The following is a 21257-nucleotide window of genomic DNA, read 5'->3' as shown; positions in this document are numbered from 1 at the left end:
AATACAATTTAGGTATACAATACAATTTAGAATTTTTTAATTTTCAAATTTTTCTTCAACATTTGCTAAGATTTCGCAGTCACAATATCCACCATTTTCAGCTAACCAATCCAGAACCATCTCAATGTTTTCTATTTTTTTATTTTTTAAAAATGTAGCTGTTAATATATTGGTATCATCACATCCGCTTTCTTCCAATTGATCATCCAGATAATCGAATAGATTTGCTAATATTTCCCTATCAATAGGTAAGCTTTGCTCAAATTCCTGTTGCTGTTTCTGACGTAATTCACTTAAAATCTGTTTTCTTCTGGCTTTTTCATCTTTATCCATAACTTTCCTCTTTTATCTTTTAACTAAATCTTTTTATGATTGATCAAATTTACAAATTACATCATAAAATAAATAGTCACTAACCTAATTGCAAATTCTGATCACTAAAATAAGATAGCACACCTACGGCGTGCTCAATGTATGCTTCTGATCATATGCTACACAGATAGTATTCCTACGGAATAATTTTTAAATAATGAAATGGTGATTTTAAATATCTTTTTCAGAAACAACCGATCTTTTAAATCGGCTAAACATCTTCAATTGATCAAAAGTATGTCAACCATTGTATAGTCAGAGAAATAAATAAAAACAGGACACCTTGAGGCATCCTGTTTCTATTTTTATGGTATTGAAAATTACCAGAATCTTACATAAATAGCCGTAAGTAGTAATAATGTAACTACAATCAGTATCATCGTTCTTGGATCTACCTTGAACATTTTGCTGTCGATGGCAAAAGCTTTCGGGTTGACTTTCGGGCCGGCTAAGCTGATCAGGACCATCACGACGATGGTGATAAAGAACGACCACCCCATGTTGATGAGGAACGGGATTTCGGTGATGGTATGCACCACGCCGTTTTCCAGTTTTTCATACGTGAATGCCGTATACAGCCATGTTTCTTTTCCAAAGATGCCGATGGCAAAGCTGTTGAAGAAGATCGCTAATACAAAACCTAAGATTACTCCTACCAAAGCAGCCGTTCCTGTTGTTCTCTTCCAGAACATTCCCAGTAAGAACATCGCAAAGACTCCCGGGCTGATAAATCCGGTGTATTTCTGGATGAAGGTAAACCCTCCTTCTCCTCCGATGCCTAAGACGTCCGTCCAGGTAAAGAGCAGGGCAATAGCCATGGCTGAAATAATCACCCATCTTCCGGTTCTTACCATCTGGATTTCAGTAGCATCTGTTTTCAGGTATTTTTTATAGATATCCAACGTAAAAATCGTGGAAATACTGTTTACTTTTCCGGCCAGGGAAGCTACGATCGCTGCGGTTAAAGCTGCAACGGCAAGTCCTTTCAGACCTTCAGGTAAAAATCCTAAGATTGCTGAATACGCACCATCTTTCACCCCGCTGAATCCCGGAAGCTGTCCTTTGGTATACAGCACATACGCTGCAATTCCCGGAAGCATTACGATGATCGGCATGAAAAGCTTTAAAAATCCGGCAAACAAAATACCGGTTCTGGCAGTTTTCAGATCTGCTCCGAGGGCACGCTGGGTAATGTACTGGTTGCAGCCCCAATAGTTCAGGTTTACGATCCACTGCCCCGCAAAATACATCGCCAGTCCCGGCAATACCACATACTTCTGAACGTCCAGGTTCTGAGGCATTCCTAAAGTAGTCGTGGTTGTCGTTGGCTTATTCAGCATCAGCTTGAAATGGCCCGGCGCTTCGTTCATCAGGGTATTGAATCCTGCAAAAGCATTTCCTACCGCAGCACCGTTGATCCTTTGGTCAACAATCTGCAATGCCATGTATACGGTGGCAAAACCTCCGATAATCAATACGGCTACCTGGATCACATCGGTGTATCCGATTACTTTCATTCCTCCCAGACCGATCAGCAAAGCCATCAGCAAAAGGACGATCATAATGATGTGAAGATGCTCACCTCCCAACAACGTATCGATGGCCAATGCACCAAGATAAAGAATAGACGTCAGGTTTACGATGACATATAAAAACAGCCAGAATACCGCCATGATCAGGGAAACCGATTTGTTGTAACGGGTTTCCAGAAACTGCGGCATTGTATAGATCTTGTTTTTAAGATAGATCGGAATAAACCATACGGCAATAATAATCAGGGCTACAGCAGCGATCCATTCGTAGGCGGCAACCGCTACCCCAACGAAGAACCCTTCGCCGCTCATTCCGATAAACTGTTCCGCCGAAATGTTGGAGGCAATCAAACTGGCACCGATGGCCCACCAGGTCAGTGAACCTTCGGCAAGGAAATAATCTTTACTTCCTGTGGATTCGGATTTTTTCTTTCTGTAAATCCAGATCCCGTAAGAGGCTACCACCACAAAATAAATAAGAAAGATGATGATATCAATGGTTGCTAGTTTTCCCATACTTATTTTTTAACAGAAAATTTATAAATGGTTTTGGTCTGATACTTTTGTCCCGGCTTCAGTTCTGTAGAAGGGAAAGCAGGCTGGTTCGGAGAATCAGGATAGTGTTGTGTTTCCAGGCAGAAGCCGCTTCTTTTCTCGTATTTCCCGCCGGTTTTGGTATCAAATTTTCCGTCCAGGAAGTTTCCTGAATAGAACTGAACACCCGGCTGATCGGTCATTACTTCCATCACCCTTCCGCTTGCCGGATGGTATACGGTTGCAATGGTTCTCATTCCGCTTCCGTTCAGGATCCAGTTGTGGTCGTAACCGCCTCCCAGTTTAAGCTGCTCGTCTTCCGCATTGATGTCTTTTCCGATAGCTTTAGCAGCGGTGAAATCAAAAGGAGTTCCTTTCACCTCTTTCTGCTGTCCTACAGGGATAAGCGTTTTGTTCACCGGTAAAAATTTATCGGCATTGATCTGCAATTCGTGATCGGTAATCAGGTTGGAAAAGTTTCCGGAAAGATTGAAATAAGAATGCTGAGTCAGGTTTACGACCGTTGCCTTATCCGTTTCCGCTTCGTAAGAAATTTCCAGGGCATTATCGTCGGTAAGCGTATACAGAACCGTTGTGGTAAGTTTTCCCGGATATCCTTCTTCACCGTCAGCACTTACATAAGTTAATTTCAACGTTGGAAGTTTGGCATCCCTTATAGATTCTACCGTCCATATTTTAGTATGGAATCCTTCTTTTCCTCCATGAAGGCTGTTCGGTCCGTCGTTTTTATCAATATCATACGTTTTGCCTTCCAGGGTGAACTTGGCGTTGGCAATCCGGTTTCCGTATCTTCCGATCAATGCACCGAAATAGTATGGATTACCGTTAAAGTAATCTTCAGGCTTCGTAAATCCAAGAACCACGTCCTGGTATTTCCCGTCTTTATCGGGAGCCGTAAGCGAAGTGATGATTCCACCGTAATTGATGACCTCCACTTTCATCCCGTTCTTGTTGCTTAACGTATATTTTTTGATGGAATCTCCTTTTGCGGTAACTCCGTAATCTGAAACCTGTACATTTTCCATGGTATCCGAGTTCGTTTTATTGTTGTTTTCCTTTTTATTGCAGCCGAAAATACATAAAACTGCCAATAAAATGAATAAACTGCCTCCTATTTTTTTCATAATACATGATATTTGTTGAAGAATTAACGGTAATAGATTTCATTCCAGCGAAGGGTATTCTTAAAATCACGGATTTTCGTGTTTTCATCGATCACCAGCGATTCGATGTTAGCCATTTCCGCAAAGTCTTCCAACTGTTCTGCGCTGATGTTTTCACTGTAGCACGTATGATGTGCACCACCGGCCAGGATCCATGCCTCTGCTGCGGTGTATAAATCCGGAAGTGGCTTCCAGAGTACTCTTGCCACCGGAAGTTTAGGTAGTTCTTCAGTGATCTCCAACGCTTTGGTTTTGTTGATTAATAATCTGAAATGATTTCCGAAATCCATTAAAGCAGCGTTCAGGGAATCAATATTTCCCCGGGAATTGAATACCAGACGAACCGGATCTGCTTTACCCCCGATTCCCAGCGGATGAATCTCACAAGACGGTTTATCAGCAGCCAGCATCGGATCGACTTCCAGCATGTGGGAACCTAAAACCGAAGGATTGGATGGATTCAAATGGTAGGTATAATCTTCCATGAATGCGTTTCCGCCCTGTAATCCCTGTCCCATGGTTTTCATGGCTCTTACCAGAGCTGCTGTTTTCCAGTCGCCTTCGCCGGCAAAACCGTATCCTTTTTCCATCAGCCTTTGTACGGCAATTCCCGGAAGCTGTTCCATCCCGTGAAGGTCTTCGAAAGTATCGGAAAATCCTTTGAAATTTCCGTCTTTCAGGAATTTTTCCAATCCTAGTTCAATCCGGGCAGCGGTTTCCAGTGATTTTCTATTGGCACCTCCTGAAAGCAGGGATTCTGCCATTCGGTATGATGCTTCGTATTCTTCGATCAGGGTTTTTACCTCGCCGTCTCCGATTCCGTTGATCACACTTACAAGATCCCCAATTCCCCAGGTATTGACGGAGAATCCGAATTTGGTTTCCGCTTCCACTTTATCACCGTCGGTTACGGCAACATATCGCATATTGTCTCCGAAACGTGCGAACTTGGCACCTTGCCAGTCATCCCAGCCTGCAGCCACGCGGCTCCAGTCACCGATCTGTTTCTGTACCCTTTCCTCTGCCCAGTGTCCTACCACGACTTTCCTGTTCTTACGGAGGCGGCTCACCATAAACCCGAATTCACGGTCGCCATGCGCCGCCTGGTTCAGATTCATAAAATCCATATCCATCGTCGACCATGGAATATCCTGGTTGAACTGGGTATGAAGATGCAGCAAAGGTTTCTGCAAAGCCGTCAGTCCACGGATCCACATTTTAGCCGGTGAAAAGGTATGCATCCAGGTTACCACCCCGATACATTGGGCGGTATGATTGGCGGCTACCAGGGTTTCAAAAATTTCTTCCGTTGTTTTTACGGTTGGTTTTAAAACCACCTTTACAGGAATCTGTGACGAAGCATTGAACGCTTCCACGATTTTTGCTGAGTGTTCGGCTACCTGCGCCAAGGTTTCAGGGCCGTATAAATGCTGGCTTCCGGTAATGAACCAGATTTCTTTCGTATTGAGAGGTATTAACATAGTTTATAAATGATGATTGATAATTGATGATTGATTTTTAATGCGGTTTCTCATGAAACCTAACGGGTTTCTAAAACCCGTTAGGTTTATATGATTATTTATATTGAATCTTTTGGATTCGTTTTTCATCAAACCTCATAGGTTTTAAAAATCTATGAGGTTTATATTTTAAAACAGCCATAAGCTAAAAGCCAATAGCCAGCAACCTGTTATTGTCCGTAATAAGCATCTTTGCCATGCTTTCTTTCGTAATGTTTTTTAATTAAAGAATCCTTTAACCGAAGCGCGTTCGGATTGATCTGTCTTGTGAGGTAAGCCATTTCCGCAATGGTTTCCAGGACTTTGCTGTTGTACACCGCTTTTTCTGCATTTTTCCCCCAAGTGAAGGGGCCGTGGTTTCCGATCAGGACCATTTCCACTTCCTGAGGAGAGAGGTTTTTCTCCCTGAAACAGTCGAGGATCTGGATGCCGGTGTTGTATTCGTAGTTGCCTTCGATCAGGCGGTCGTCCATCGGAGGTGCACACGGAATATCAGATGTCAGGTGATCCGCATGGGTGGTTCCGAAAATCGGGATGTCCATCTGCGCCTGAGCCCAGGCCACAGAATAAATGGCATGGGTATGGGAAATCCCACCGATGTTTTCCCAGTTTTTATACAGGTACGCATGGGTCTTGGTATCGGAAGACGGTCTCAGCTTTCCTTCGATGACATTCGCATCGTAATCCAGGATCACCATATCTTTCGGCTTTAAATCGGCATACGGAACGCCGCTCGGTTTGATGGCGAAAATGCCTTCGTTGCGGTCAACAGCGCTTACGTTTCCAAAGGTATAAACCACAAGCTTCAATGCATCGAGCTGCATATTGGCTTCGTAGCATTCCCGTTGAAGTTCTTTATATTTATTCATGTTGTTTGTTTTTTTGGTGGTTTAAGCCCTGTTAAGGTTGAGAACCTTAACAGGGCTCTTAATTACGCTTTCCGAAAAATCGGCAAGCTGCTGGTATTGCTCCATCAGTCGGGTGTACTCCTGCACGTGTTCAGGCTGCGGATGGTATTCCGCTTCGAAATCGGAACCCATGTGACGGCTGGCTTCCTGAACGTCCGGATAAATACCTGCGGCCACGGCGGCGTAGATGGCGGCACCCAACGCCGGAGCCTGGTCTGAAGCGGCAACGATGATTGGCATATTCAGCACATTGGCCAACGTCTGCATAATGAACGGCGATTTTCTGGCAACGCCTCCGATTCCGATCACTTTTTCGATTTTGATGCCTTCTTCCTCAAAACGGTCGACGATTTTTTTCGATCCGAAGCAGATGGCGTTGACCAAAGCTTTGAAAATATGCGGGGCTTTGGTTCCCAGGGAAAGATGGCTGATGGCCGCTTTCAGTTCCTGGTTGGCGTCCGGCGTCCTTCTTCCGTTAACCCAGTCAAGAGCTATCGGTAAAGCTTCATCGGCCGGAATTTTTTCCGCTTCATGGGTTAGATTTTTAATCAGGTTATTTTCAAATTCTTCTTTAAGCTGTGCCTTCTGTTCTGAAGAAATAATCTCGGAATGTTGCAGCATATTGTTTACCGGCCACATCAGAATGTCGCGGAACCAAGCGAGTACGTCTCCGAAAGCGGATTGTCCCGCCTCAAGTCCAACCATTCCCGGAATAACGGAACCGTCTACCTGACCGCAGATTCCTTTTACGGTTTTATCGCCGATAATCTCATTTTGGGCTACCATGATGTCGCAGGTGGAAGTTCCCATGATCCGGATTAGGGTATTCTCCTCCACTTTGGCGCCTACCGCACCGGAATGGGCATCAAAAGTTCCGACGGTAATTACGGTGGAAGTCGTTAAGCCTAACCGCTGCGCCCAGTCTTCATTAAGATGGCCGGCGATTTCGTCGGAGGTATAGGTTTTATCATATAACCGGTCCCTCAGTTCTCCCAAAGAAGGGTCGAGCCTGTTGAGGAAATCCTCGGAAGGAAGTCCGCCCCAGCTTTCATGCCACATGGCTTTATGTCCGGCTGCGCAACGGCTTCTCTTGAATGTTTTTAAATCTTTATGATCCGACAACAGGAAAGTAATGTAATCGCAGTGTTCCATCCAGCTGTGCGCTGCATTTTTTACGTCCTCATCTACCCTGTTGATTTGCAAAATTTTAGCCCAGAACCATTCGGAGGAGTAGATACCGCCTTCAAAACGGGTATAATCTTCGCCGCCCCAGGTTTTGGCAAGGGTATTGATTTCTTCCGCTTCACGAATGGAAGTATGGTCTTTCCACAACACCATCATGGCATTCGGGTTTTCTTCAAAGTCCGGCGTCAAGGAAAGAGCTATTCCCTCCTGAGTTACAGGCAACGGAGAAGATCCGGTGGTGTCGATACAGATGCTGACGATCTCTTCCGGGTGTACACCGCTTTGCTGAACCACTTCGGTGATGGTTTTTTCCAACCCTTCGATATGGTCTGAAGGATGCTGCCTGAACCTGTTCTTTTCAGGACTGCAGAAAAGGCCTTCTTTCCAACGTTGGTAGTAGCTTACGGAGGAAGCCAGTTCCGCTCCGTTTTCGGTATCGATGAGGACTGCCCGAACGGAATCGGTCCCGTAATCTAATCCTATAACATATTTTTTCATGAATGGGAATTCTTAATTTTTGATTATCTGTTTTAAATTCTGACTGAAATTCTATTTGATGTTAAATCGTTAAAAATTAATTAAGATAAGTACAAGGGTTATTCGTAGAAAACCGATTTACCTTCTCAACAGATTTTGTATTTACACCCGCCAGCTGTGAGCAATCATAATTTTTTACAATTCTTATCTGTTCATTTCAGAGATTCAAACAAATATAAGATTCTTTTTAATTAAATGTAATAATCACACTTAATTTTTATTAAAATCTGATTATCAATTATTTAAAATCAATTTATTTTTAAAATCACCAATGACTGTGCAGGAATTTCTATTGTGAGCTTCCCCTTTTTTACTACTGACATCTCTTCTTTGGGCTGAATAGGTTCATTTTCAAAGCTGTTCTCAGTAGAAAGCTGCGGTGCGGTTAACGTAATTTTGGTGAGTTTTTTGCCTAGACTGATGTTTTCCGGATTGATGGTTATGGATTTACTTTTGGCATCCGTATTCACGATCTTGATAATGGTTTCTTTGGTCTTTGCATCTTTTACGGCCGTAGCATACAGCTGATCCTGCCCCGTTACCGGTTTACGATGATCAGTAATTTTCAGGACTTCCGTTCCTTTGTTATTGGAAAAGAGTTTCTGAACGTAGTAATTCGGGGTCGCATAAGATTTCAGATTATTAAACCAGATTAAATCCGGCGTCCACTGCCATCCGTCTGCGTGGGCGAAAAGCGGTGCATAAGATGTCATGGTCACCACATCCGCATTACGTTCCAGTCCGGTCATAAAAGCGGCTTCCGAAAGTGCGGTAAGCCAGTTGTTTTTATTGTCCGGTTTTACGACACCCACCGATTGCGCCGCATATTCCCCGGCAAAAACTTTGGGTCCGGAACGGTCGTATTTATCATATCTTCCTGCATTTTTCATAAACCATTCCGGGGAGTTGTAGTAATGTTCGTCAACGATCTGGGCATTAAGCTGTTTAAGCTCTTTCCAGCCGTAATCAAAAAATTCGCCGTCGGGAGAAGGTCCGCTTCCGGAAACGATCTTAATATCCGGATATTTGGTATGGATAGCCTTTTCAAAAACTTTATAGCGTTCGATATAATCTGCTCCCCATTGTTCGTTTCCAACCCCGATGAATTTCATATTAAAAGGTTGCGGATGTCCCATTTGAGCACGAATCTTTCCCCATTTCGTCTGGGAATCCCCGTTGGCAAATTCAATCAGGTCCAAAGCGTCCTGAACATACGGATCCAGATCTTCTATTTTTACGAGTTCGGCAGTATTAAACTGACAAGCCATTCCACAGCTTAAAATCGGAAGCGGTTCGGCACCCAGGTCCTCTGCCAGCTGGAAATATTCAAAAAAGCCAAGACCGAAAGACTGCCAGTAATCAGGGGTAAGGCGATGCGCAAATCCGTTGTTCCATTTATTGATCAGGTTTTCCCTGTCTTCCACTTTACCAATTGTTTTTTTCCACTGGTACCGTTCTGCCAATGTTCTTCCTTCTACGATACAGCCCCCCGGAAAACGTAAAAATCCCGGCTGTAGATCATATAACTTCTGCACCAAATCTTTTCGTAAGCCTCCTTTTCTCCCTTTCCAGGTATCCTGGGGAAACAGGGAGATCATATCCATATTCACGACTCCATTTCCGGTAAATGTGATTTGGAGCTTTGCTTTTTCAATCGTTTTGGAAGGAGTGAAAACCGCATTGTATTTTTGCCAGCCACTACCTTTTATGATGTTGGAAACTGAAGAAACCACCGTTCCGTTTTCATCGACAAGACTGATGTTGATGGCAGAAATGTTTCCTGAGACGTTTTCTAAATTAAAATTTAAGTCATATTTACCCCCCTGATGCAGCCCGATTCCCCGGAAACCTTCATTTTCCAGCGAATAGTTTTTATCATTCAAGACGGTGATTCTTGCATAATTCTTATTAGGTTTAGACTTATCGGTTATGATGGTTAAAAACCCGGAATCCAAGTTTGGAGACAATGTTTTCGTGTTGGGTTGCTTCCATCCGGTCAACGGTTCGTCGAACTCGAAGCTGCGGTTTTTGATGAGTTCAGCGTACAATCCGCCGTCTGCGGCAAAGTTGATATCCTCAAAGAAAATCCCGTACATGGTTGGCTGGATTTTAATACCGGTGGAAGCTCCGTTCAGATCCAGCACATAGCTTGACTTCTGAGACTGAGCAGAAAAGAAAGTAACCGACAGGAAGATCGCAGCGGTTGAGATGATATTTTTTGTTTTCATGAAGTATGTTTATCAAACCTCATAGGTTTTAAAAACCTATGAGGTTTTGTGAGGTTTAAGTTTAATTATTATTTTACTTTCAAAGAAAGGCTTTTTAATCCCGAATCAGCCGAAGTTCCGCCGTAGAGAATTGTATAATCGCCGGGTTTGGAGACCAGGTCATCCGCTTTTTCGTCATAGAACATGAACGAATCCGGAGACAGGGTGAGCTGGACCGTTTTAGAGGTTTTGGACGGAACGGCTACCCTTTGGAATGCCCTGAGTGTTTTTACAGGAGCCAACGGATCATTATTCCGTTTGATGTAAACTTCAACGACTTCTTCCCCGTTTTTTCCGGAAGTATTCCTTACCGGAACTGAAAGGGTTACATTTTCATTCGTACCGATGCTGTTTTTGCTGAGGGTCGCATTTCCGTAAGAAAAGGTTGAATAACTTAATCCGTGACCGAATGGATATAACGGCGTTTCTTTCATATACCGGTAGGTCCTTCCCTGCATATCGTAGTTTTCAAATCCCTTATGTTTGCTGGTTTTAGACAGCCCGTTATCCAGTTGCTCAATACTTTTATAGAAGGTAACAGGCAGTTTTCCGGACGGATTGTAATCACCGGACAGGACATCTGCTACGGCTGTTCCACTGGACTGTCCGCCGTACCAGGCGTTCAACAGGGCATCATAATTTTTTTCATCCTGCTCCAATCCAAGGGCGCTTCCTGTACACAACACGAAAACAACAGGCTTTTCGGTTTTTTTTAATTCTGCCAACAGTTCGCGCTGCACTTTCGGAAGCTCGATATTGGTTTTGTCACCGCCTTTGAAACCTTCTGCATTCACCATCATTTCCTCTCCTTCCAGGCTTGGGGAAAGTCCGCCGGCAAAAATGATGACTTCCGCATCTTTCACTTTTTCCTTTACGACAGCGAAATTCACAGGATCTTTTCTGTACACATCAAATGTGATGCTCACATATTTGCCGATCTGCCTATGTTGAAGTTCGATGTTATATTCTTTTCCTTTTTCCATTTTCACAGGGAATTCCGAAGGATGCCTTGCATCAGGACCTTTTCGGGTAGCCACTTCTTTCCCATTTACAAAGAGTGTATACACATCCGAAGTGGATGCGGAAAAGATTACTTCACCGGTATAGGTACTTTTAAAAATTCCTGAAATTTTTGCGGAGGTATTTTCCCTGCCGACGTTCGGGGCAAGCTGGGTACCGCCGAAACTGTTGTAGCTGATTCCGGTTTTATTAACGGAAATATTGGCCGGTGATCCTTTGAATTCATTGTTGTTGAAAAACTCCACCTTCATACCTTTTTCACCGTTTTTCTGACTTAAAAAGTTCTGGTACAATGATGTTCTTGAAGACGGATCGGTCACCTCACTTCCTTTTTCGTAAATGATCTCCGCATTTGGGAATTTGGTTCTGATCCCTTCCAAAATGGTCACGATCGAAGAAGGCGTTCCATTGTAATTCCCGAGCTGCATCAGTCCGTCATCCGCATTTGGCCCTACGACGGCGATTTTTTTGATGTTTTTATTTAAAGGCAAAACATTCTTATCGTTTTTCATGAGAACGATTGACTTTTGAGCCATTTTAAGGGCCTGCTGCTTATGTTCTTCGGAATCGACTACTGTGTACAGGATGCTGTTCCAGTGAACGGAAGATTTCGGGTCGAGCATACCTAATTCAAACCAGCCTTTCAGGATTCTGCGCATGGAAGCATCGATATCTTTCTCAGTGATCAATCCGCTTGAAAGGGATTTATTAAGATTATTATAAGTATCCCCGCATTCGAGGTCGGTAGAATGTTTCAGTGCGTCGGCTGCCGTGGATTTTTCGTCCGGATGGGTACCGTGGTATTTTTTCTGGTAGAAATCGGCGAGTGCCCAACAGTCGGACACGACCATGCCGTCGTATTTCCATTTTCCGCGAAGGATGTCGCTCACCAGGAAATCATTGGCGCAACAGGGTTGTCCGTCGAAAGCATTGTAAGCACACATCACTTCCCTTACATTTCCTTCGATCACCAAAGCCTTAAAAGCCGGAAGATAGGTTTCGTAAAGGTCGCGGTGCGAAATCTCGGCGTTGTAGGAATGGCGGTTCCATTCCGGGCCGCTGTGGACGGCGAAGTGTTTGGCGCAGGCATGGGTTTTGAAATAGTCGGGGTCATTTCCCTGTAATCCTTTTACCGCTGCTACACCTAGGCTTGCCGTCAGGAACGGGTCTTCTCCGTAAGTTTCCTGGCCTCTTCCCCATCGCGGATCACGGAAGATATTGATGTTGGGCGTCCAGAACGTGAGTCCTTCGTAGCGTCCGGTTTTGCCGGCTTCATCGAATGAGCGGTTGTATTTGGCCCGGGCTTCATCGGAAATCATTTCAAAGGTTTTCAGGTGTTCCGGAACATCCCAGCTTGCTGCCAGCCCGATCGCCTGTGGAAAAACCGTAGCGGTTCCGGCCCTGGCCACGCCGTGCAGGGCCTCGTTCCACCAGCCATATGCGGGAATGCCGAGTCTTGGGACAGCTTTGGAATTGTCCATCATCATGCCTATTTTTTCATCTACGGTGAGCAGTCCGAGAAGGTTTTCAATCCGCTGGTCTACCGGAAGTTTGGTATTCCGGAACGGTTCCGTTTTAGCGGTCTGTGCCGATACTGCCGATGCGGAGCTGATGAGAAGGCTGATGCCTAAAGTGATCTTTTTCATATATGAATGTCAATGGTCAAACGTTGTGTAAGCTTTTCATCATTTAAAATTCATCAAGGGTTTGTGGTAATCTTTGTAAGAAGCACAAATATAGGATTCTCTTTTAAATAAATGTGTAATTAACACTTAATTTTTGAGAATATTGCCGATGGGCTAAGTTCAAACGTTAGTTTTCACTGATAAAAACTTTTGACATAGAAATTAAAACATAAAAACTTGTAATGATTCGGTATACAGTTGATTCAGGAAGTTTTTTTAACGCAAAGATTTTATTTTCCGTACGCTTAATTTAGGGAGCAAAGATTGATTAGCAGGCTGATCTGATGAAGCTGCTGCTTTATTTCTTGTACTTATTTGATTCAAATAAATTTACGGAGACTAAATAAAGAAGCAAACCGAGGCGAAAACATGTATGGTAATACCTGCAATCTGAGGGAACTATTTAACCTATATAATCTTCAATGACTTTATTTAAACTATAAATAGTTCTAATTTCACAAAATACAGTAAATTAAGGCCTTGAAAATTAGTATCACTTATTCACCAAAAGCAAAACCAAATCCGAATATGAAATCCATTATTCTCATCTCATTTTTGATTACCTCTACCCTTTCTGCGCAATTGAGTACTTTTTCCGACCGCGAATTGTACCAAATGGGAAAAGTCTGGGGATTGATGAAATATTATCACCCCGCCGTATCGCAGGGAAAAACCGATTGGGACGGTGTTCTGCTGGAAAGTTTCCGTTCCGGCCCAAAAGAAGGAGTCGACGGACTTGTCAAAAATTGGCTGAGCAAGGTAGACCAACAAAAGTTTGATAAGATCGCCGAAAAAGATAATGAATGTGACAGCATTACCCTCCGGAATTTTGATGTTTCGTGGATTGACAAATTAAAAATTTCGTCTGAAAATAAAACCCGCCTCACCAAACTGGTAAATCAACCGGCCGATGTCGGTTCATTTTATTCCAATACGGCTAAAAGCGGTATCTACTTCAGCAGTGCCAATGAAAAAGTTTACGATACCTTTTCAAAAGAGGTTAAAATGCTCGACCTGTTCAGGATCTGGAATGCCGTTGAGTATTTTTATCCTTATAAGTACCTGCTTGACCATCAATGGGATGAGGTTCTGAAAAAATACATTACCCTATTCAGAAAAATCAATAACGAAAAAGATTACGAATCTGCAGTGATGCAGCTTGCTGCTGAGCTTCAGGATACCCATGTCGGAATTGAAAAGACTTATCAATACAACGTAGTCGGGAAGCTTTCTTCTCCTTTTACTTTTCAGATCGTTGAAAATAAGGTGCTTATCACAGGAATAAAGGATGAGGCTAAGATGAAAAAAGCCAGTCTTGAAGTAGGCGACCTGATTACTAAAATTAACGGCAAATCTATTCTTAAAAATATAAAGGAAAAATCAAAGTATTTTGCCTTTTCCAATAAGTCCGTTGAACTGCGTGAGGCCTACAGTTACCTTTTTAGCGGGGATGAGGAAACCTTCGTAGTGGAAGTAGTTCACAAGAACGGGAAAAACTTCCGGACCACCGTGGAACGGATGAAGCGCATTTTTAACAATGAATGGGATAAAGACGGAATCCCGGATCTTCACCTTGTATACAAGGGAAAAACCTACAATTATTTAACGTACAATGAAAAAGAAAGCCGTCTAAACCCAAGTTTTCCCATAGATGATAAGGTGTATTTCGAATTTGCATCATTGAAGGGAGCGGAAATCCCAGCCCTGATGGAAAAATACAAAAATACCAAAGGGATGGTTTTTGACCTGCGTGGATACAATGACAATGGTTCCCTGCTTAAAGTGTTTGATTATTTACTGGCCAATCCCGTGATTTACGGAATAAAAACCCAGCCCAATTTCACTCAACCGGGTAGATTTTGTTTTGTAGACAATATCGTGAATAAAGAGTATAAGTTTGCAGGAAAAGAGAATCCTGATACGTACAAGGGACAGGTGGTCGTCCTTATCAATGAACATACCGTAAGTGCGGAGGAAATGTGGGCCATGGTTTTCAAGAAAGTCCCCAATGTTATTTTTGTAGGCAGCCAGACCGCAGGAGCCGACGGCAATAAAACGTCCATTAAACTGACTGACGGCAATAAGATCATTTTTTCTGGACTGGGTATTTATTATCCGGACGGAGGGGAAACCCAGCGTATCGGCATCAAACCGGATGTCGTGGTGCGCCCAACTGTAGAAAGCACCCGCAATAAAGAAGATCTTCTGCTCCTGAAAGCACTCGAACTGATTGATCAGAAGAAGTAATCAACATATCGTAGACAGACTCCGGATTGATTCTATTATCTCAGAAAAAAGCTTTACGCTAAAAAAAACTTACAGGTTTTCGAAAATCTGTGAGGTTTGAACGCCAAGAAACAAAGCCACCATTAACGGTGGCTTTGTCATATAAAATGGTTAAATAATCGTTCAGGAGTAGTTACTGCTTGATAAACTTTTTCTGAACGGATTTATTTCCGGATGGGGAAATTTCCACCAAGTACATTCCTGAAGGAAACTGTCCGATGTCGATGCGGTTTTTACCGGAACGTAATGGCTGGTCTTTCATAATGAGACTGCCTTTGGCATCAAATACGGAAGCGGTACCGGAAGATTTCAGTTCGATGAATACTTCCGATTTGGCAGGGCTTGGGTACAGGCTGATTTCATCTTTAGTCGCAAGAACATCTTTGGCAGCCAATGTAGTAAAGCTTAAAGGAAGTACCGATGCCGTGTAGGTATTTTCCTCAGTCAGATACGCTCTGAAAGGATTGATCATCGGTTCGCTTCCTGTAACCACTTTAGAGAATTGCGGAGTTCCGTTAACGGTCTGTAAAACATAGCTGTTGGCCGGCACTTTGATGGTGTTGTAGACGCCGTTCATCTGGTTGACGGTGATGGCTTTCGGCGTGGAAACATTTCCGGTTCCCTGGAAGGTAACGGTTCCTGTGGCATTTACCAGTACCGGTGTATTGGCCGGAACGGTTCCGTTGGTAATGGCTGTACAGCTGATTCCGGTAGCACCCGGTGTCAACTGATACACACTTACCCCGGAAGGAATATTTGCCGTGAAAGGCAAAAGCAGCATTTCAAATCCGTTGAACGTACGGGAATACGATGCAGCTGATGCACTGAAGGTAAACGGAACCTGAAAATCTTTCCCCTGGTCTGAAAGGACAAGATTAGCAGCACTGGTTCCGGAAATCACATTGTTGTTGGAGGAAGTTACCGAAGCCGGCACATAATAAATGCTATTGGAATTGGCACTCACGGGCTGCCAGTTGTTCGCAGAGCTTGTCCCGGTCGTATTCCTAAAATCTACGGAAGTATAATAGCCGTTTTCCAGGGCATCCATCAGGTTACTGTCACCATCAGAATATGTTCCGGCGAATTTGGAAGCGACTTCATTGCCGATGTTAAAGTACACATCGCCTAAATTCAGGGTAAGTATCGAGCCGTAATTGGAGTTTCGCAGTCCTAAAATGCCTTTGCATCCGTCCGTTAACACCTGTCTTGAAATATCCAGGGTAATATCAAAATTACCGCCCGTCGGGAAAGTGATCTTACCATAATTATAAGATTTCGTTACACCCTGGCTGTTGATGTAGTACAATGTGGTATTGTCCGAATAGCTTTGTCCTGCTGTGGTAAAGCTGTTTACATGAAGCACCATTTTATTATAGCGGTCATTCAGCTGTAAATAGCCGTTGGCCGCAGTGGTATTGGTGCTGATCAACGGACTGGCATTGGAGAATGTTGCCGTTGTATTGCTGATGTTAAACCCTGTTCCGAAAGCGGAATTGGTTGGTGTCATGGTTTCAATCTTGTTGTAACGGATGTCGCTTCCGGTCATCGTTGACACCGGGCGGTCCGCACTCTTATTGAATACGAAAGTCATTACGCTTGATGCGTTGATCGTCACGCCCGGACGGAAGGTCTGAGCCATCGTGATCGGCATAGTGGCCATGTTGTTCTGTGCATCGGTCAGCACTTTGGTTCCTGATGTGGAATAAAACGGAAGATCCACCTTCAGGTTATAGGCATTTGCCGAAGGATTGATCACCATCAGTACTACCTGATTTCCATCCAGGGAAATGTAGGAAGACCCCTGAAGCATTCCGGTCGTGTCGCCCCAGGTCGCGGCGATACGGGTTTTCCCGGTCGTATATTTGGCATAATGCGAAAGAATATAACCTCTTTTGGTCATCACCCCGGTGGTTGTTCCGTTGGTTCCGTCGCCCATCAGCGCATAATATCTTTTGGCTGAATAATGGATCCAGGCATTCACATTTCCAAGCATGGCATTGTTGATGCTGGAAGCAAAATTAAAGGCATCCAGGTTCCAGCTGAAATCGCGCGGCGTCCCGGTAGAAGGGTTCCAGTTGATCAGGTATTCCGTCTGCCAGATTTCTTTGTTGTAATTCTGAAACTGTTTGTAAGTGGACTGCATGAGTCCGTACTGGTGACCTCCGTAGACTTCAAAATTGTCCATGGTAGCCTGATTCAGCATGGCACTGGCGAAATTATCGGTAAGGCCTACGCTTTCAGGAGCAATCACTTTGCAGTTGATCAGCTGACCGTAATCGCGTACAAAATTGGCAATCTGGGTAGGTGTCCAGATGCATCCCTGGTACTGCGCCATTTCATCGGGCTCGTTCTGAATGGAAATATAATCCAGCGTTACCCCGTTATTTTGCAGATACGTTACGAAACTGTTCAGATACAGAGCATAATCCTGGTAATTGGCGGTTTTCAGGTAACCGATCTGCTGTACGCCGTTGGCATCGGTATAGACTGCATTCACACTGTTATTTGTTTTCCAGGCGGCAGGCATTGTCCACGGACTGGCGAAGATGGTGAGTCCCATGGATTTGGCCAACTGTGCCGTAGCTAGTACGGAACTCCAGTTGTTGCTGTCTTCCGGGATGTACAGCCTCATGATGTTGTATCCTCCCTGGCTGCCGGCTCCCCAAAGGGTCTGGATTTCCGAAGTCGTCATGTGGTTGTACCCGAACTGCGGACTGCAGACGAATCCGCCGAATCCGGTAATTTTCTGATAGGTCGTGTTTTTGTTGATTCTTACTGTGGTAAGCTGCCCGGAAATGCTGATGCCGGTAAAGATACAGACGGCAGCAAGGGCAATGCGCTGAGCAAGTTTTTTCATAGTCTTGTTGTTTTAGGTTAAGCTCCAGCAAGCCGCTGAAGCGTATTTATATCTGTTTCAGAATGATCGGTTTTGTCACTGAGAAACCTTCCTGGCTGTTATATAGTCAGGCTAAAATCGGTACATAAATTTGTTTGAAATGTTCCTTTTGTATTCTTGTAATCTGTTGAAACCATTTCAATACAAAAGGCAAAGCGGAACTATGTATTCATATTATTTTATAAATTGGGGTTGTATCGGCCTATTTTATTATTATTTACTCCCGGAAATGATTATCGAATGCAGCCCTTCATTATTGGATGCTCACTATGATTTTAAATCATCTGTGAAAAAACACATCCTTACCCAAAAAATTCAATAAATCTGAAATAATATTTCCTTATGAACAAAATTTCATATTCCGTTACAGACAAATATAACATTCTATTTTAAATAAATGTATAAATTACACTTTATTTTTTAAAACCTTTACATCCTGATATTGAACCTGTTAAGATTAAAATGTATATATCTGAAAATCAAAATTATAAATATCATAAATATAATGATTTAAATTTCATACATTCTTTTTTTGAAACCACATTACAGGTTATTTTCACCACCAAAAGGCTTATTTTAATGAAAAAAAATTAACCAAAAACAGGGTCTGCCACCATAAATCGGGCAAGACTTGAAATATGCTGTCGGATTAAGAATGGATGTACAGGATGAGCATTAAGCGGGATTATCCGTCCGGGATTTTCTTATTTACTTAATGACAAACAATCAAAAAAAACTTCCATCAAATGACTTTAATGGAAGCTCGTTTTAGTTAAACTTAAGATCTGCTGAAATTGGTAGTTACAGCTTAATTCTAAGCGGTCTTTTCCTGAAACGGATCGACGCTTATTTCAATCATCAATTGTTCAAAGTAAAAATAAAACCCGAATGTATTCCTGATTTTACTGGGTCCGGCTTCCAGTTTCAGACTTTCTTCCTCTTTGAGTTTGTTGTACAGTTCCCAAACCGCTTCTTCATCCGGCTGATAAAATCCGATATGGAAATTCTCCGGATATTCCGGCACTTCTTCTTTCTTGTTCAAGACCTGTCCCCAAATAACCAGGGCGAAGTTATGGTCGTTTTCCAGTACGGCCATTTTGCTGCTGCGGTTGACTATTAAGCTGAATCCTAAACCGTGGGTAAACAGATGCACGGCCTGATCTACCTCTTTCACGACCAGATTAATATGATTTAGATTCATGATTTCTTTTGTTTGATTAACAAGACAAAATTAGCCTTCAGGCATCATGCTCAATTGGATAAATCGGTCGTTTTCGTTTTTATTTAAAAAGGTAGGCTTTACACCTGAGAATTTCTTTACCTCCCGGATAAAATGCGACTGATCACCATAGTTCAGTTCCGGATAGAAATTACCGTTTTTGAGTTGTTTCATGGAATTTGAAAAACGGATCATGTTGAGGTATGATTTTAAGGAAACCCCCAGCCAATGATTGAAATACCGGTTGATCTGCCGGCTGCTCCATCCGGTCTGTTGTGCGAGTTCTTTTACCGTAACGGCTCCTTTTAAGGAATAAATCAGTTCAAACAGTTTGAGTTTGCGGGGATCTATTTCTTTTGTCAATTGCAATTCAATACGGTTGCACGCTTTTTTGTAAAAGTGTTTAAAATCCGAAAGATCTTCTGCACGGAATCCCCAGTAATCGCCGGGAAGTTTTTGCCTGTTGTTTTTTAAATCTGCAAAGGACCGTTGAAAAATATATTCAGCGGCTATCGGGTGAAAGCTCATTACCCCCATGGTCGATTTCGGAAACGGCGGCTTGATCACCGGACCGGTAAAGATGCCGGATATGAATATCTCAAAACTTCCGTCCTCCATGGCTAAGAATGCTACATCTATTTTTCCGTCCGGCACAATAATACTTCCTTCCTTTTCATCCGTATGATACTTCATCATCCAGATGCTTTCCACGAGGTCTTTCAGTACGCCATCAGGTTTCAGCGAGGTGTATTCCAGTTGATTTTTTGTTGAGTGTATCATAACATAATGCTTTTAAAGGACGATAAATAAATTTAATTTAACCCGTTTTGTTTTTGGCCCTAATTAATTGCTCTTTTTCGCTTTGTCTTTTAAAGACTGAAGGTGTTTTTCAGCTTCAAAATCTTTCGCGATCCCGCTGTCGATTCCCTTCTGAATTGCATCTTTGAGGATTTGAATTTTGTTTTCTGTATTTTGCTTCATTTTTGTCAAAAAATCAATAGATTAAAGTTATCGAATTTCCCTGTTTAATTGAAAAGTTTGTTTAAGCTCAATTGTAAAATCTATTTAAACAAATTTATTCTCTAAACCAACCCCGTCAAAAATTCTTTGAATTTTCGTCACCCCTCCTTGTCGGAGAGGAATGTTTGCCGTTCTTAATTTTTAGTTTATCCCATTGAGCTTTGTGAATCCCCAGAAATTTTTATTATAAATGTTCATTATTTCTATGTAATGAATTTAATAGCTTAAAATTAAATTTGCATTATAAAGTTGATTAATCCAAAATAAAAATTTACTTCAGAAACATATGAAATTTCCTAATTCTCACAATTCTTCCTGTTCTTAACCGCAATTCCCCTCTTCGGAGGGGTGGATCCGGCCAAAGGCCGGAGACGGGGTGGTTATTAAGTAAGAATAGGTTAAATCAAGGGAACATCCCGGAACCAACTTGTCAAAAATTCTTTGAAATCGTCACCTCTCTAGAGGAGGGGAATATTTGTATTACTAATATTTTTTAATCCGATTGGATTAGTGAATTTATTTAGAAATTTTTTATTTTTGAAAAAACACAAAACAGTAGATGATGAAAAGTATTTTAACCTATATCCATGGAATTCCCATCCGAATAAATTACATAAAAAACCTACCATACAATCCAAAACTAAAACAGTTTACTTCAGATAAACGAAAGGCTGGTTTTTTGGGTGAGGTATTGTTCTGGAAACAGGTACGTGCCAGAGAATTTCACAAGATCGATTTTGATCGACAAAAGATCATTGGAAATTACATTGTTGATTTTTATGTAAGGACTCTTGGGCTGGTCATCGAAATTGATGGCTGGAGCCATGACAATAATCAGGTTGCTGATGGATTGAGGCAAAAGTATCTTAAATCTTTGGGCCTGAAGGTTTTCAGGATCGCAGATTTTGATGTGAGGAATAACATTAGTGTAGTGATGAAAGACCTGGAGGATTTTATAGTTTTACATTATAAAGTTAATTAATCCAAAATAAAATTTACTCCAGAAACATATGAAATATTATTACTCTCACACTTTCCTGTTCTTAACCGCAATTCTCCTCGTCGGAGGGGTGGATTCCGGCCAAAGGCCGG

Annotated in this window: 14 protein-coding genes; 2 read left to right on the top strand and 12 right to left on the bottom strand. The window is 42.6% G+C overall.

Annotation, left to right across the window (positions count from 1 at the left end; genetic code table 11):
- Positions 1-36: 36 nt before the first annotated feature.
- The 8 genes from ACED20_RS01870 to ACED20_RS01835 all read right to left on the bottom strand — a co-directional run bounded on the left by ACED20_RS01870 (position 37) and on the right by ACED20_RS01835 (position 12705).
- Positions 37-333, bottom strand: coding sequence for a DUF2695 domain-containing protein (locus ACED20_RS01870; protein WP_294213134.1), 297 nt, complete (start codon positions 331-333; stop codon positions 37-39).
- 359 nt (positions 334-692) lie between these two features.
- Positions 693-2420 carry a sodium/solute symporter gene (locus ACED20_RS01865; protein ID WP_294221257.1) on the bottom strand — a complete coding sequence of 576 codons (1728 nt, stop codon included), beginning with the start codon at positions 2418-2420 and terminating at the stop codon, positions 693-695.
- Between the two features lie 2 nt (positions 2421-2422).
- Positions 2423-3583: an aldose epimerase family protein gene (locus ACED20_RS01860; RefSeq protein WP_345765487.1), complete on the bottom strand. Its 1161-nt coding sequence runs from the start codon at positions 3581-3583 to the stop codon at positions 2423-2425.
- Positions 3584-3606: 23 nt separating this feature from the next.
- Positions 3607-5103 (bottom strand): L-arabinose isomerase, encoded by a 1497-nt coding sequence (araA, locus tag ACED20_RS01855; protein ID WP_345765486.1) that lies wholly within the window; start codon positions 5101-5103, stop codon positions 3607-3609.
- A 209-nt stretch (positions 5104-5312) separates the two neighbouring features.
- Entirely contained in the window at positions 5313-6011 is a 699-nt protein-coding gene (locus tag ACED20_RS01850) for an L-ribulose-5-phosphate 4-epimerase (RefSeq protein WP_294274398.1), read from the bottom strand.
- Between the two features lie 21 nt (positions 6012-6032).
- Complete coding sequence (locus ACED20_RS01845; RefSeq protein WP_378103320.1) at positions 6033-7733, bottom strand: ribulokinase; 1701 nt, start codon at positions 7731-7733, stop codon at positions 6033-6035.
- Positions 7734-8020: 287 nt separating this feature from the next.
- On the bottom strand, positions 8021-10000 hold the full coding sequence (locus ACED20_RS01840; RefSeq protein WP_378103319.1) for an alpha-L-arabinofuranosidase C-terminal domain-containing protein: 1980 nt from the start codon (positions 9998-10000) through the stop codon (positions 8021-8023).
- A 68-nt stretch (positions 10001-10068) separates the two neighbouring features.
- The gene (locus ACED20_RS01835) at positions 10069-12705 is read right to left on the bottom strand and encodes a glycoside hydrolase family 3 C-terminal domain-containing protein (RefSeq protein WP_378103318.1); all 2637 of its coding nucleotides are present in this window, start codon (positions 12703-12705) and stop codon (positions 10069-10071) included.
- 567 nt (positions 12706-13272) lie between these two features.
- Between ACED20_RS01835 and ACED20_RS01830 the strand changes: the two genes are divergently transcribed.
- Positions 13273-14991, top strand: coding sequence for a S41 family peptidase (locus ACED20_RS01830; protein ID WP_378103317.1), 1719 nt, complete (start codon positions 13273-13275; stop codon positions 14989-14991).
- 172 nt (positions 14992-15163) lie between these two features.
- Here the strand turns inward: ACED20_RS01830 and ACED20_RS01825 are convergent, their stop codons facing one another.
- The 4 genes from ACED20_RS01825 to ACED20_RS01810 all read right to left on the bottom strand — a co-directional run bounded on the left by ACED20_RS01825 (position 15164) and on the right by ACED20_RS01810 (position 20126).
- The gene (locus ACED20_RS01825) at positions 15164-17887 is read right to left on the bottom strand and encodes a T9SS type A sorting domain-containing protein (protein WP_378103316.1); all 2724 of its coding nucleotides are present in this window, start codon (positions 17885-17887) and stop codon (positions 15164-15166) included.
- A gap of 853 nt (positions 17888-18740) precedes the next feature.
- Positions 18741-19127, bottom strand: coding sequence for a VOC family protein (locus ACED20_RS01820; protein ID WP_378103315.1), 387 nt, complete (start codon positions 19125-19127; stop codon positions 18741-18743).
- Between the two features lie 30 nt (positions 19128-19157).
- Positions 19158-19925: a helix-turn-helix domain-containing protein gene (locus ACED20_RS01815; protein WP_378103314.1), complete on the bottom strand. Its 768-nt coding sequence runs from the start codon at positions 19923-19925 to the stop codon at positions 19158-19160.
- Positions 19926-19988: 63 nt separating this feature from the next.
- A complete protein-coding gene (locus tag ACED20_RS01810) occupies positions 19989-20126 on the bottom strand; it encodes a hypothetical protein (protein WP_294203659.1) in 138 nt (45 codons plus the stop codon).
- Between the two features lie 598 nt (positions 20127-20724).
- Between ACED20_RS01810 and ACED20_RS01805 the strand changes: the two genes are divergently transcribed.
- Positions 20725-21147, top strand: coding sequence for an endonuclease domain-containing protein (locus ACED20_RS01805; protein ID WP_345765476.1), 423 nt, complete (start codon positions 20725-20727; stop codon positions 21145-21147).
- The last annotated feature ends 110 nt before the right edge of the window (positions 21148-21257 follow it).

The sequence above is a fragment of the Chryseobacterium sp. sg2396 genome, from assembly GCF_042610505.1.
Classification (GTDB): Bacteria; Bacteroidota; Bacteroidia; order Flavobacteriales; family Weeksellaceae; genus Chryseobacterium.
Note: the sequence above shows the minus strand (reverse complement) of the source record. Positions and strands in the feature narration are given on the sequence as shown.